This is a genomic window from Streptomyces sp. CA-106110 (assembly GCF_050936285.1).
GTDB lineage: Bacteria > Actinomycetota > Actinomycetes > Streptomycetales > Streptomycetaceae > Streptomyces.
Window position 1 is genome coordinate 6975936 of the sequence record NZ_JBNJNB010000001.1, and the last position, 12745, is coordinate 6988680.

The window sequence follows — 12745 nt, forward strand, 5'->3', positions numbered from 1 at the left end:
TTCAGAGCCCCAGCACCCGTGATCGACCACCGAGGGTCCTACGGGGTCGGAGCATGGCCGGTACGGAGCCACCTCTCCTAAATCTCCCCTAAACGATCAAGGAGTTACCGCTGGCCAGGGGCCGGACGACCCCCAAGCCGCGCAAGGATGGGAGTCACCCGTCGCGCCGGGCGCACCGCCGAGGGGGCAGTCCAATGTGGCGGCGGCCCGGCACGTCTCTGTCCCTCGAGCCTCCGTATTGCCTCTGCGGGTAGGTCGATTCCGCAGTTCGCCCCTCGATTGAACACACGTACGAATCTTGCACGCTACCGGCGCCCCTGCGGCATTTGCCAGTGCGCCGCAGGGCCGTGCACGGAGCTTCCACCCGTCCCGGAAGCACTGGAAGAGCTCATCCTCCACCTGCTGCACAAGCGTCCGGAGCGTCGGCCCGCCGACGCCCAGGAGGTGTACGCCAGCGACGAGGCTCGTTGGCGTAGTCTTCGCATTCTTTCGCACTCAAGGCGGAGGCGCCGGAGTCCCAGGCTTCGGCCAGGGGAACGAGGTGGTCGAGGTCCAGGCGCGGGGGCCGGAGATGTGGCGGTCGTCGTAGGGGAGTACCCCTCGCCTCCGGTCGGGGTGCAGTTCGGGCCCTGCTCAGGGGCGGTGACGGCTTCGTCTTTAAGGACTTCGGCGCGGGTGTTGCAGCCGCCGTGGTCGGCGTCGGTCTGGTGCTTGAACTTCGTGCGTTCGTGGCCGGTGCGGTTCTCCTCCCGTACGGGGAGCGCGGCCAGGGCGTCGCGGACGGGCAGGGTCACCGTCTGCCCCGGCGCCCGCACCGGTTGGCGCGAGAGGGAAGCGGCGCCCGGGCCGGGGCATGCCCCGGGGCGGGCGGATTCGTACTCCGCCCGCCCCGGGTCCGGCGTCGGTCCGGCGCACCCGCGCTACGCGTTCCTGACGCGCGGGAACGACCGGCGTCCGAGGCCGGCGCATGCCTCCTGCCGTCAGGTCTCCTGGACCAGGTACCTGACACTGTCGACGACGAACTCGCCGTACCGCAGGGCCGATCCGACGGCCTCCAGCCTTGTGTACTGCTCTGAGGACAGCGAGGCTTCGGGGGCGCATCTGATAGCCCTCAGCAGCACCCGGAACGCCACGTCCGGGGTGCAGTGGCGCGCACAGTCGGTGAGTGCCGACCGCACTTCACCCGTGAGGAACCAGGCGCCCTCGATCTCGGCGACGACCGCGTCAAGGCAGGCGGTGCCGTCCTCGGCGTCCGCCCCCGTGAGCGCGTATACATCCGCGTTCGCCGACAGCCGGGCGTCACACAGGCCGATTACCGTGCGCGTCCACTCGGCTCCGCCTCCCAGACGTTCGAAGCCCGGCATGTACTGCGCCCCGGCGTCCCACAGCACCTCCAGCGTCGGGGAGGGAAGGCCGCCGAGAACCCGTGCGTCACGGCGCACGGCCAGTGCCTCCTCATCGACCGACTCCGCGAGGTGTTTGGCGACGACGTCGGCAGCCGTGTCCCCGTCGTGGATCCAGTCCTGATGGAAGGAAGCCATGACCCTCGACACACCGAAGTCGAACAGCGTAAAGCGTGGCATCGTGTCTCACCTTCTCACTTCGGGTAACACGTCTGCACGTAAAAGCCGGCCTTGTGCCCCTTGGCGCGCACGAGCTTGATGTAGTACCCGTTGCCCGCCACCTTCATAGACCCGTCCGGGTAGTAGACCTTGCCGAGCGAGTTCTTCGCCCCGAAGAAGCCCTCGAAGTCCAGGTCCGGGTCCCTGGTCTTCGAGAGCCAGGTCTTGATCCGGTTCGCGTTGTTGGCCAGTGCGTAGTCGACGACCTGCTGGGCGGTCTGCTGGTCGACGAACAGGCTGTTGGGCGTGGTGCGCCCGTACTGCGCCGTCTTCGCGATGGCCAGTTCCTTGGCCCTCTCCGCGCTGACGATCCCGGCCGTGTGCTCGTCGAGTGTGTGGGCCTGCCCGGAGAACTTCTGGCCGTCGGCCACGAGGTCGTTGCAGTTGTGGACCAGGACCGGGCTGTCACCCGCCACGGCGTAGAAGGTGTGCAGGCCGGAGACGGTCAGGTCGTACACCGTCCGTGGCGTCGCCTCGTGCCGGTCGGTCACCGCTGCCACGATGCGCACGCCGCCCGGGGTACGCAGGGCGTCCCCGGGGCGAAGGGCGAAGGCCAGGGTCCAGCCGCGGCCGGACACGAAGATCCGGTGTCCGGGGGTGCTGGTGAGGCGGCCGCCGTCGGTCAACGTCACCTCGACCAGGTCGTCGGCGCCGTGCCGGAAGGTACGGGTGACGGGCTCGCCCTGCGTGCGTCCGGTCTCCGGGTCGGAGGTCAGAAGCAGTTCGCCGGTCCGCACGTCACGCAGCGCCTTGCGGCTGCCGTCGGCCAGGACCACTTCGGTGGTGCCGGGGAAGCTGTTGACCCGACAGGCGGTCACAACCTCTTCGTAGATCTCCACCTCCCTCTCGATCGCGGCGACCGCCGCCGCGTCGACGCCCTCGATCGCCTTGAGCGCTTGGAGGGCGTCCCGGACACCGATGCCGGTGGCGAACGCGGCGTCCACGGCGCGCAGCGCGTCCGCGATGGGCCGGATGGCTTTGCCCGCGAACAGGGAGGCCACGTCCACGGCCGCCCAGGCGCATCCGCCCCAGCTTCCACTCTCTCCGCCGTGGGTGAGCTTCTGGGCGCACTTGATCCAGCTGCCGAAGAGGATGTCGACCGGGTCGATGTTGCTCTGGTACTCCTCGATCGTGATGGTGTGCGTGACCGTCTGGGACAGTTCCTTGGTCCGGATCTGGCCGATGTAGTCCGTGGCTTTGGAGGGGCAGGTGAACTTCTGCGGGTCCAGGTCCTGCGCGGTGCACAGGTACAGATCGAGGACCGCCACGTACCGGATCTTCTCGGTGATGGTGCAGTCACCCTTGTAGAAGAGCTTGTCGATCCAGCCGTCGCAGCCGTCCGTCTTGTTGACGACTTCCGGGTCGCCGACCTTCTCGATGTGGTCGATGACGTAGAACACGTTGCCGATCGAGCCGCCGTTGCCGTCGGGGACGGTGCCGGTGTCGATCTGCTTGGCCTTTGCCGCCTTCTCGGCTCTGTCAGCCGCTTCCTGGGCTTCCTTGGCGTAAGTGGCGGCATCCTTGGCGGCTTGTTCGGCTTCGGTGGCCGCGGCGTCAGCGCGGTCGGCTGCCGCTCGGGCGTCCTTGGCGTCCTGTTCGGCCTGGACGGCGGCTGAGCGGGCTGCTTCGGCGTCGAGTTCGGCAGAGTCGGCGGAGTCGCGGGCGTCCTTGGCGTAGCCCTCGGCGTTGGCGGCTGCCTTGTCGGCGGCTGCCGCGTCTTCGGTCGCCTGCTTGTCGTATTCGATGGTGCGGGCCAGCGATGCCGCGGCGGCGGATGCGGCCTTGGCAGCGTCGGCGGCGTAGCCGAGGGCTTCCTTGGAGTAGCTGCGGGCGTCGGCGGCGTATTTGGCGGCGTTGGCAGCGTGCTGGTAGGCCTCCTTGGCGTCGCCCTTGGCCTGGTCGGCGATGTTCTTGGCAGCGTCCGCCTCGGCGGCGGCGTTCTTGGCGTGCGCGTCGGCGACGGCCTGCTGCTGGTCGGCGATGGTCTTGGAAGACTGTCCGGTCAGGACGACCAGGCCGGCGGTGGAGTCGGTGTCGACGTAGTGGGAGCCGAGCTGGATAGCGTCGTTGGCGGGGTCGGCGACCTGTTCGGCGGCTTTGCCGGCGTCGACGGCGGCAAGGGCGGTGACGTGGGCGTAGCCGGCGGCTTTCGCGGCGGCGGCGAGTGCGGTGCCGGCCTCCTTGTTCGCCGCGTCGGCCTGGGTGCGGGCGTCCTTGGCGTGCTGTTCGGCTTCGTCGGCGAGCTTGACCGCGGTCTTGGCCTCGGCGGAGGCGTCCTGGGAGGCCTTGATGGCGTCGGCGACGGCGCTGGTCGCGGTCCGCACCGCCGCGTCGGCCTTCAGCTTGTCGGCCTGGGCGGCGTCCGCGTCCGAGCGGGCCCGCTTGGCGGCTGCCTCGGCGCGGGTGGCCGCAGCGTCGGCGTCGGCCGCCGCCTTGGTCGCGGCATCCGCCTCGGAACTGGCCCTGGTCGCGGCGGCTTCAGCGTCGCCGGCGGCCTTGTCGGCGTCGTTCGCGGCGGCGCGGGCCGCGTCAGCCGCGTCCCCGGAGTCCAGGGAGTCGGCGTAGGCGGTCTTGGCGTCGGCCTTGGCGCGGGCCGCGTCGGCCTTCTGCTCGGCGTCCCACGCGTCGTCCCGCATGGACTTGGCGTGGTCCTTCGCCGTAACCGCGTCATCGCGCTTGCTCTCGGCGGTCTTCTCCGCGGCTTCGGCCTTGTCCTTGGCGTCCTTGGCCTTGGTCGCCTCGGACTCGGCGTTCTTGCGGTGCTGAGCAACCTCGGCCTGCTTGGCGGCGGCATTCTCTTTCTCCGCCTTGGCCGTCTTTTCCTCGGCCTCCGCCGCGAGCCGCTTGGCGTGCGCGTCGGCGGCGGCCGCCTTGGCGTCGCCCTCGGCCTTCACCACAACGGCGAGCTTGGCCTCCGCGGTCTCCTTGTCCTTCTTGGCGTTGTCGCGGTGCACCTTGGCTGCGTCCGCGGCCGCCTTGGCCTGCGCCTCTGCCACCTCGGCGGCCTTCTTGCGGAACTCCGCCTTCGACTGCGCGGCTTGCGCCAGGGCGCGCTGCGCGATGGTCGCGCTGTCCCCGGCCGAAGCACGGGTCGCGGCCTCGGCGGTCTCGCCAGCCTTCTCCAGCGCCTGGAGCGCGGCGGCCGCACCCTTGATGACCTGGTCCTTCTGCAGACCGACCAGCAGACCACGACCCCGCGGGGCACCGTTGGTGTCGGCGATGCCGTACGCGGCCTGCATGGCCGCGTCCGACGTGGTCGCGGCCTTCTGAGCTGTCTCCAGCTGTGTCTTGAGGAGGGTGAGCTGCTTCTTCGCCTCCGACTGCGCAGCGGTGATGCCGGCCTTGGCCTTGTCCACATCGGCCTTTGCCGGTGCGCTGCCGGTGTGGGTCTTGGCGACGATCCTGAACTTCTGCGCGGCGGAGCCGTTGCAGGTCGACAGCACGGCGTCCTTGCTGTTGTCGAACGTCGGCAGGTGCAGGCACTTGCCGGTCGCAGCGTTGTGCAGCGGGCCGGCGCTGCGCACGTCGAAATTCCACTGCTGGGCCTTGGCGCTGCCGCAGTCCCGGATCTGGATCTTCGTGCCGTCGGCACTGTTGCCGTTCAGCACCTCAAGGCACTTGAAGGAGTTCGGGTTGACCAGGGTGTAGCCGCCGTCGTAGGAGCCCATCAGCTGCCACTTCTGGGAGGCGCCACCGTTGCAGGTGTAGACCTGGACCGGGGTGCCGTTGGTCTTGCCGCCCCCCGCCACGTCGAGGCACTTGCCGGCAGCCCCCGGCACCTGAATTTCCAGCTGGCCGTCACCGATCCAGCCGAGGCCGCCCTCGGTGTAGTAGTCCAGCCAGCGGGTGGAGTAGTCAGCGATCCACGACTGACCCAGCATCTTGCCCAGGGCGAACGTGCCGTCCCGCAGCGCCTTGGTGGCGGTACTGCCGGCAGAGAAGATCTGCTGCCGCTGCGTGGCCTGCGAGGTGATCTCCTGCTGCCACTCGCCGGACGCCTGCGCCACCTCCTTGCCGAGCACCCGGTTCGGGTCGATCGGGTCGTGCCACGCGCACGAAGCGAACCGGGACTTCAGATCCTCGACCGCGATGCGGAACTCCGGGGTGTCCGGCGTCGGCGCGGTCCTGGGGAAGCCGCCGGAGGCGAGGAAGATGCGGGCGTCGTCGTCGAACACCCGTGGAACGAACAGCTCGTTGGGGACGGCGTTTCCGGAGTTCTTCTTCCAGAGCTTCCAGGCTTCCTGCTCCTCGCTCGTCCCACTGCTGGTGTACAGCGGGTCCCCGATGGCGAGGGCGGCCTTTTTGGTCTTGTCGTCCGCCTGCGGTGAGGGGTCGTAGAACGGTGACAGCAAGTCGACCGACTTGAAGTACGACTGGTAGAGCCAGGGAAGCATCCCCGTTTTGTCGAAGATCTTCTCCGCTTTGGGAGAGCCGGGGTAGTCGTCCAGGCCGCTGACGGTCTTCTTCCACGACAGGTCGGTGTCCTCGGCCTTCTTCACCCAGGCGTCGGAGTCGTCACTGTCCTTCTGCCATGCCTGAGCGAATGCACCGGTGCCGTAGGTGCGGTCTGCCTTCTGATGCAGTTGGTCCGCCGGCAGCGGCAGGGAGGTGTTGGCCAGGCTGTACAGGTTCGGCCCGCCTCTACGCAGGCCATCGGCCATCAGACACTGATCCAGGCGCAATTGCTCGGCGGCTTGGGTGTCGTATCCGTCGTAGGAGTCGGCGACCGGAGTGGCGGGCAGGGGCGACGAACCCGGCTGCACCGCGACACCGGCCAGCACGGCCAGCGCCGTGACAGCGGTGACACCGGAGGCAAACTTGCGTGATCTTCGGGTTCCGGGCAGCCGGAACCACGGTTTAGGGCGCACAGACGCATCCCTTCCATCGCTCATGGGTGCAGACCGGGAGAAAGCCGAAGAACAGGGAGCGGACGGACCTCGGCACGTGACAGGCGCGATGACCCGCCCGTACTAGTCGGCACCTACGGGCACCTGCCAGGCCGCGCACACCTGGACAGCAGGTGCTACGGCATGGCGATGAAACCCCTCCCCGTGAGCGACAGTGTTCCCCCGGTCGCTGGTCAACGCGCGCAGGCACGGACTGGTCAAGATCCGGCAACGCGCGGCTTCACTTTACGCACACACAGATGAGTCCGTACAAGTGTTTGCTTTACGGGATGAGGGGGCTGGCTTGAACCTGCCGTGACAACACCTGGCGACAAGTGTGAGCAAACCACGGCCCCAGCAAGGGACTTACGTGCCTTTATCGTGTGGATTTCGTGTGTGTATTTGGCAAATATGAGACCTTCAACCTGCAAGAGATGGCTGACTCTCGACCTCGAGGCTTACGCCCCCCGCTCATGCAGGTTCGCGGACCCCGCACTTGCAGTCACCCCAGTCGTGCACGCCCCCCGGCCGATCGTGACCGGCGCCAGATCCACCGCACCTGGTACGCCACCGACCGTGTCACGCCTAGTCATCATGCTGCCGGTCCGGGCAAACGCCTTACGTCAGGCGGCTGAGCGGGGCGGGGAACTGGAACCGGAGCGTCAGCCCCCGCGCCAGTCCCTGGCCCTGCCTACCGGTGCCCAACACGACAGCAGGAGTACTCGGCGTCTACCGATGCTGCTGCGCGGCCGGGGCGGGCAGCCGGAGGCGTACTGCCACCGCACGATGCTGGACGCGATCCGGTATCGCGTGGACAACGGGATCAAGTGGCGGGCGATGCCAGGGGACTTCCCACCGTGGAACCGCGTGTATGCGTTTTCCGCCGATGGCGCGACCTCGGCCTGTTCAGAGAGTTCCACGACCGGCTGCCTGGAGAGGCCCGCGAGACGCTGGGCCGCGACGCGGTACCGACGGCCGGTGTGATCGACTCGCAGTCGGTCAAGACGGACGCCGTCGTCGGCGCTGAAAGTCGCGGCTTCGACGGCGGCAAACTGGTCAACGGGCGCAAGCGGAACGTCGTGGTCGACACGCTTGGCCTGCTGCTGGGCGTGATGGTCACCGTCGCGGACACCGGCGGCCGCACCGCCGCCCACGTGCTTCTCGGGCAGGTCGTCGACGTGCACCACCGGCTGGAACCGGTCTGGGCCGACGGTGGCTGCACCGGAAGCCTCGTCGAGCATTGGGGGCTGGTCCTGGAGCGGACGCCCGTTGTCGCGACGGCTGGATGGGCGTGCGTGGGTACACGCTTGTCCGGAGGCGTTGATGTCAGACTTGGATGTCAGGGTTCGTCACGACGGCTGACGGTGCTGTCTCCCAGTATTTGCGAGGGATCGGTAGGGGCCCGGGATAACCTCCCGCGGTGACCTCACCCGACCAGCCCCTCGTGACCCGCGGTTTCGCCCTACCGCTCCCGCCTGCCACCGACCGTTTCCGCCTGGAGCCCCTCGGCCCTCAGCACAATGCTGCCGACCACGCCGCCTGGACCTCCAGCATCGCCCACATTCGGGCCAACCCCGACTTCGCCGGCCGCTCCTGGCCGCCGCCAGGGGGCATGACCCTGGAGGCCAACCTCGACGACCTGCGCCAGCACGCGGAGGACTTCGACCGGCGCGACGGCTTCACCTACACCGTCCTGTCGGTCCCTGGGGATGACGTCATCGGCTGTGTCTACATATACGGCTCACGCCAGGAGCCTGGTGTTACTGACGTCCGCTCCTGGGTCCGCGCGGACCACGCTTCCCTCGACGCCGAGCTCTACCGCGTCGTCAGCGACTGGCTAGCCGACGAGTGGCCCTTCGAGCGCGTGGCCTACGCGCCTCGCTGAGCCATGCGATCCGTGCCGCCACGTGGCCCGGAGAGCAGCACACGGAAGGCCCGCAAGTGCACTTGCGGGCCTCCTGATCTGGTTCACTGGTGCGGGACTTGAAGCCGAGACCTCTTCGTCCCGAACGAACTTGGGTGCGGATCCTTCTGAGGGAAGGTTGTTGATCAGGTGCTGGGTTGGTTGTGGTGCTGGTCGGGGTAGGTGCGCTGATGCTCGCGGGTGTGGTGGTAGGCGAGGTAGGTGTCGAGGTCGCCGTTGGCGTGGACAGCGCGGAGTTTGAGGACGGCTTCGGCGCTGGCGAGGCCCCAGCGGGCTCCGGTGATGTCGAGGCGGTCGCCCACGAGGTGCCGGCACGCGCCTTCGACCGATCCGGTCGCGATGGGCCAGCCCTTGTCCAGTGCGGTGTCGTAGCGGAGCTGGTCGAGGTGGCCGGACAGGTAGCGCACGCAGGTGTCGACGCTGTCCCGTTTCGCCCCGGTGAGCTGTTCCTTCTCGGCCCGGGCGGTCATCTCGCCGGCGACGCGGGCGGCGTGTCCGTGCAGGATCGCGGTGAGTGTCTCGGCGGCGAAAGTCTCGGCCTCCAGGCTGCCGACAGGATGGAAGGCGTGCGCGGCCGTCCACGCGTACTCGGCGACATGGACGAAGTCGATCAAGATGTGGATCTTGGCGTTGCGGCGCTGTGCTTCGGCTTCGACGAGGTCGAGTTGGTGGCGGGCGCCGTCGACGAGGATGAGCCAGGGCCGGTGATGGCCCGGGTCACGGTCGGTGGCCTGGGTGAATGCCTCGGCGATCACGTCGTCGGGGTCGTGGATCAGGGAGGCGGTGCACCACCGGTTGACCGCTTTCGGGCCGGGCCGCACCGTCCGCAGGCGGGTACGGCCGCCGGGTGGGTGGACGATGTCGTGCGGACGGCGCTGGGCGGGGTGGGTGTCGTGGACGCAGGCGATGGTCGCCATGCGTTTCCGGTTCGGTTTCTCGCCCGGTGCGAGCCGCGCCTGCCTGCCCTGCCGCTTCTTTGCCTCGGCCGCGCGGCGGGTGGCCTCGCGTAACGCTTCGGGCCGCATCACCACCCCCTTCTGGTCGACCTGGATGACCAGCGGCATGTCGGCCGTGCACGGGGAGGCGATCTTGTGGTGGTAGAAGGCGTCGATGTCGGCGGCGGCCTCGACGGTCAGGCTCTCGGCCCGGCGTTTGCCCAGTACCGGCCCGCACCGGTCGGTGATCGCCGCGACGGCCTGCGCGTAGGAACCACGGACCGCCTCGCGCACGGCGAGGCGTTTGACGCCGTGGCTGTGCCGGCCGCGTGGCAGCGACAACTGGGCGTCGGCCGGGTGCACGTTCGACAGGCCCCGGCTCCGCCAGGCGCACCGCGTCACACTCACCGTGCCGAACAAGCAGGTCAGCTGCCGGGCATGCCCCCTCTCGCGGTACGGCCGCACCTCGCGGTCCGGACCGAAGACCGCCCGAGGCGGCGGCGCCTGCTCTTCACGGGCCGCCCGCAGGTCGAGGTGGTCCTGGAAGAACCGGCGCAGGATCTCCCGGCCATCGGTCTCGATCAGCTGTTCCACCGCGGCATGGTCCAACTCGGCGGTCTCGGGTGCCGACAGCCGTGCTGCCAGCGACTCCACCGCTTCCATCGAGCAGGCAAACGGGTCAGGGACATCGTGGGTGTCGTAGCGTTCCATCCGGGCTCTTCTTCCGGCCGTCGTTCCTGGTTGGCACCTACGACGGTAGGAAGAAGAGCCCCTTGACCACCGGGAGTTGGCTCACCGCACCGAACCGGTCGCCGTCCTTCCGGCCGACGCGGTGAACAGTGCGGGTGTCTGTTCGTCCAGCCAGCCCCGCTCGACCAGCCGCTTCAGTTTCGACCGCGTCCCCTCGATTTTCGACGTCTGCGCGGGCAGGCCGATCCTCGGCACGACCTGCTTCGCCTGCACCGACTCGGGCCCGTCGTCGATCACGTCCACGATGTCGCGGTAGACCGCAGGGAGATCCGCGCTGCTCATCCCCTCCCGCCACACGGTCACCGTCTGCGCTCCCACCACCCGGCCCCCGCCCACCGGCTCGACCGCGTCCACGGCCACTCCCTCAGCCGCGAGTTCCTCCAGCGTCTCCCGCGTCACGGTCAACCGTTCCAGCCGGTCCCGCTCAGCCTCCAGCCGCACGGTCAACACGGCGATCTCCCGCTCGAGTTCCTCCACCCGGGACCGCACCGCCGCCTGCCGAGCCTCCAGTTCCCCGATCAACGAGCCCATCCGGCACCGCCTCCTCTACCCGCACGGTAGAGACGACAACACCCCACCCACACCCAGATCAGCAAAACCCCAGTTCAACCGTCCCCCGAGAGGATCCGCACCCAACGAACTTTGCTGGGCGCTGGACCTCGGGCTGGGTACGTCTCTCACCTGTTGTGCCGGTCCGCAGACGTCCGGGGTTATTCGCCGCTGTGCGTCGGCGTTGTCACGCAGTTAGACACTCACGTCCGTCGCGAGGGCTTGGACCGTTTGCCTCAACCGCGGCTCAGTCTGACGTTGGCTCGTTCGGCTGACACGCCCTGCACGGTACCCCGGACCAGGGGTGCACGCTTTCCAACCACCTTCACCCGCTTCGCCAAGACCGGAGTGCCGCCGTCACAGGTCCTGCGTCGCCCCGCAGGCCTCGTGACAGCCATCACCGCTTCACAGGTGGGTCTCCGGCCCGCTCGATCAGGCCTGGCTGGAGCCGCGTCCGTTCCAACTGAATGATCTGCGCCTGAGCCGGACCGGACAGCTGTCCGATCTTTGAGTAGCTGCAACGTGCAGCGAAGTACCTGTTTTCCGCCCGGAGGCGTGAGGGGCGCCTACGCGGCATGGCCCTTTCGGCTGATAGTCATGAACAGCAGTCTGACACGCGGCTGGGCTGACAGCGAAGGTCGGCGGAGCGGCTTTTGGGCGGGAGCTGCTTTGGCGCGAGTGATCATGGCCCCGTAAGCTTCCGGCGCGTCGGGCAGTCTGTGGACCTGCCCGGTAAAGCATGACTGCCCCGGCAGGATTCGAACCTGCGACACCCGCTTCAGGAGTTCATCCCCTCGCGCGTGCGCGCTGTCGCGTCCCTACTCCAGGGGCTCAAGGCAGTCCACCTGTTACCGCCAAGGTCCCCGTGCGTACGCCTCTGTTGCCGTCATCTTCTGCCGTCAGGAGCCGCAAAGCACCGGCATCCCACCAACGACTGGAGCCAGTGCTTAGAAGATGCGGGCATAACCCGGTAGCCCGGCCCGGCCGACGCCGATCGCCGCCCCGGGCGGGCTGCGGGCCCTCCCGTAGAACGGGTGGCGACAGCGGGAACAGCGGCGCTGCAGCGCGTCACAGCGTCGCGGTCGTCTGCTCCCCGGACGCGCTGCCTGCGAGCCACTGGTCCCATCCCAGGTTGAAGTCGGCGTAGCCGTTTTCGGCCGGGGCCTTGGCACGGGGCGAGCCGGTGATGGTGACCGGGTCGCCCTGCTTGACCTGACCGTAGAACCACTTGGCGTCCGACATGGACAGATGGACGCAGCCGTGCGAGCCGCGGGCGCTGCCGCTGCCCGGAGTGGGGTCGCCGGTCGAGTAGTGCACATACGTGCCGGACTGGGTGAGGTGGACGTCCCAGGGAAGCGTCAGATCGTAGTAGTTGGGGCTGCCCTTGTCGCAGCTGATGCCAACGCTGCAGGAGGTCATGTGGACCTTCTCCTGCTTGTCGATGACGGCCATCGTGCCGTTCCACGTCGGATACTGGGCGCTGCCCGCATTGATCGACAGGGTTCGTAGCGCCTTGCCGTTCCGGGTCACCTTCATGGTGTGGCCGGTCACCGAGACGTCCGCGCGCACGTCGTCGCCGATCTTGAAGGTGTGCATGTAGCCGTGCACGCCGTAGCGTCCGTTGCCGTTGCTGACGCCCTTCAGGTCAGCGTCGATCTTCACCTGCGTGCCGGAGGGCCAGTATGTCTTCGGCCGCCAGTCGGCGCGCCTGTCGCCCATCCAGTGCCAGGCGCCGGCCACCGGCTGCGAGGCGCTCACCTTCATGTGCTTCTCGACCGTGGCCCGCGCCTTCGTCGCCACCGGGTTCGTGAAGACCACCGAGATCGGCATGGCCACTCCGACCGTGCTTCCCGTCTGCGGGGTGATCGTCTCCAGCAGCATCGGCGGACCCGCAGGCTTCGTCGGTGACGGCGAGGCACTCGCACTCGCCTTTCCCGAGGCCTTTGCGTCGCCCCCGCTCGCCTTGCCGCCGCCGCCCCCGCCGCAGCCACTTGCGCCCACCAGCATCGCGACCGTGACGAGTGCAATCCCTATGCCACCCCTGCGCCCTCCCACGACCTGCCCCGCTCTCTCGCTCCC

At 68.5% G+C, this 12745-nt stretch carries 8 protein-coding genes; 3 read left to right on the forward strand and 5 right to left on the reverse strand.

Annotated elements, in window-relative coordinates; translation table 11 throughout:
* Positions 1 to 980: 980 nt before the first annotated feature.
* Both ACQEXA_RS32200 and ACQEXA_RS32205 read right to left on the reverse strand, forming a co-directional pair.
* Complete coding sequence (locus ACQEXA_RS32200; protein ID WP_432928816.1) at positions 981 to 1583, reverse strand: hypothetical protein; 603 nt, start codon at positions 1581 to 1583, stop codon at positions 981 to 983.
* Positions 1584 to 1597: 14 nt separating this feature from the next.
* A complete protein-coding gene (locus ACQEXA_RS32205; protein WP_432939249.1) occupies positions 1598 to 6283 on the reverse strand; it encodes an RICIN domain-containing protein in 4686 nt (1561 codons plus the stop codon).
* 1011 nt (positions 6284 to 7294) lie between these two features.
* Between ACQEXA_RS32205 and ACQEXA_RS32210 the strand changes: the two genes are divergently transcribed.
* Genes ACQEXA_RS32210 through ACQEXA_RS32220 form a run of 3 tightly spaced genes read left to right on the forward strand, consistent with a single transcriptional unit; the run spans position 7295 to position 8393 of the window.
* A complete protein-coding gene (locus ACQEXA_RS32210; RefSeq protein ID WP_433134669.1) occupies positions 7295 to 7492 on the forward strand; it encodes a transposase in 198 nt (65 codons plus the stop codon).
* The gene (locus ACQEXA_RS32215) at positions 7489 to 7932 is read left to right on the forward strand and encodes a transposase (protein ID WP_433131808.1); all 444 of its coding nucleotides are present in this window, start codon (positions 7489 to 7491) and stop codon (positions 7930 to 7932) included. Before ACQEXA_RS32210 ends, ACQEXA_RS32215 begins: the two co-directional genes overlap by 4 nt.
* On the forward strand, positions 7929 to 8393 hold the full coding sequence (locus tag ACQEXA_RS32220) for a GNAT family N-acetyltransferase (protein WP_432928820.1): 465 nt from the start codon (positions 7929 to 7931) through the stop codon (positions 8391 to 8393). The genes ACQEXA_RS32215 and ACQEXA_RS32220 overlap by 4 nt, the downstream gene beginning before the upstream one ends.
* A 164-nt stretch (positions 8394 to 8557) precedes the next feature.
* Here the strand turns inward: ACQEXA_RS32220 and ACQEXA_RS32225 are convergent, their stop codons facing one another.
* From ACQEXA_RS32225 to ACQEXA_RS32235, 3 genes are all read right to left on the reverse strand, one after another.
* Entirely contained in the window at positions 8558 to 10078 is a 1521-nt protein-coding gene (locus tag ACQEXA_RS32225; protein ID WP_432930358.1) for an ISKra4 family transposase, read from the reverse strand.
* 81 nt (positions 10079 to 10159) lie between these two features.
* Complete coding sequence (locus tag ACQEXA_RS32230; protein ID WP_433131810.1) at positions 10160 to 10648, reverse strand: hypothetical protein; 489 nt, start codon at positions 10646 to 10648, stop codon at positions 10160 to 10162.
* Between the two features lie 1086 nt (positions 10649 to 11734).
* Complete coding sequence (locus tag ACQEXA_RS32235; protein WP_432928824.1) at positions 11735 to 12673, reverse strand: L,D-transpeptidase; 939 nt, start codon at positions 12671 to 12673, stop codon at positions 11735 to 11737.
* Positions 12674 to 12745: the final 72 nt, after the last annotated feature.

Coding starts and splice junctions, on each gene's coding strand:
- ACQEXA_RS32225 (WP_432930358.1), bottom strand. CDS start 10,078: ATGGAACGCTACGACACCCACGATGTCCCTGACCCGTTTGCCTGCTCG.
- ACQEXA_RS32205 (WP_432939249.1), bottom strand. CDS start 6,283: ATGGCCGATGGCCTGCGTAGAGGCGGGCCGAACCTGTACAGCCTGGCC.
- ACQEXA_RS32235 (WP_432928824.1), bottom strand. CDS start 12,673: ATGCTGGTGGGCGCAAGTGGCTGCGGCGGGGGCGGCGGCGGCAAGGCG.
- ACQEXA_RS32230 (WP_433131810.1), bottom strand. CDS start 10,648: ATGGGCTCGTTGATCGGGGAACTGGAGGCTCGGCAGGCGGCGGTGCGG.
- ACQEXA_RS32210 (WP_433134669.1), top strand. CDS start 7,295: ATGCTGGACGCGATCCGGTATCGCGTGGACAACGGGATCAAGTGGCGG.
- ACQEXA_RS32200 (WP_432928816.1), bottom strand. CDS start 1,583: ATGCCACGCTTTACGCTGTTCGACTTCGGTGTGTCGAGGGTCATGGCT.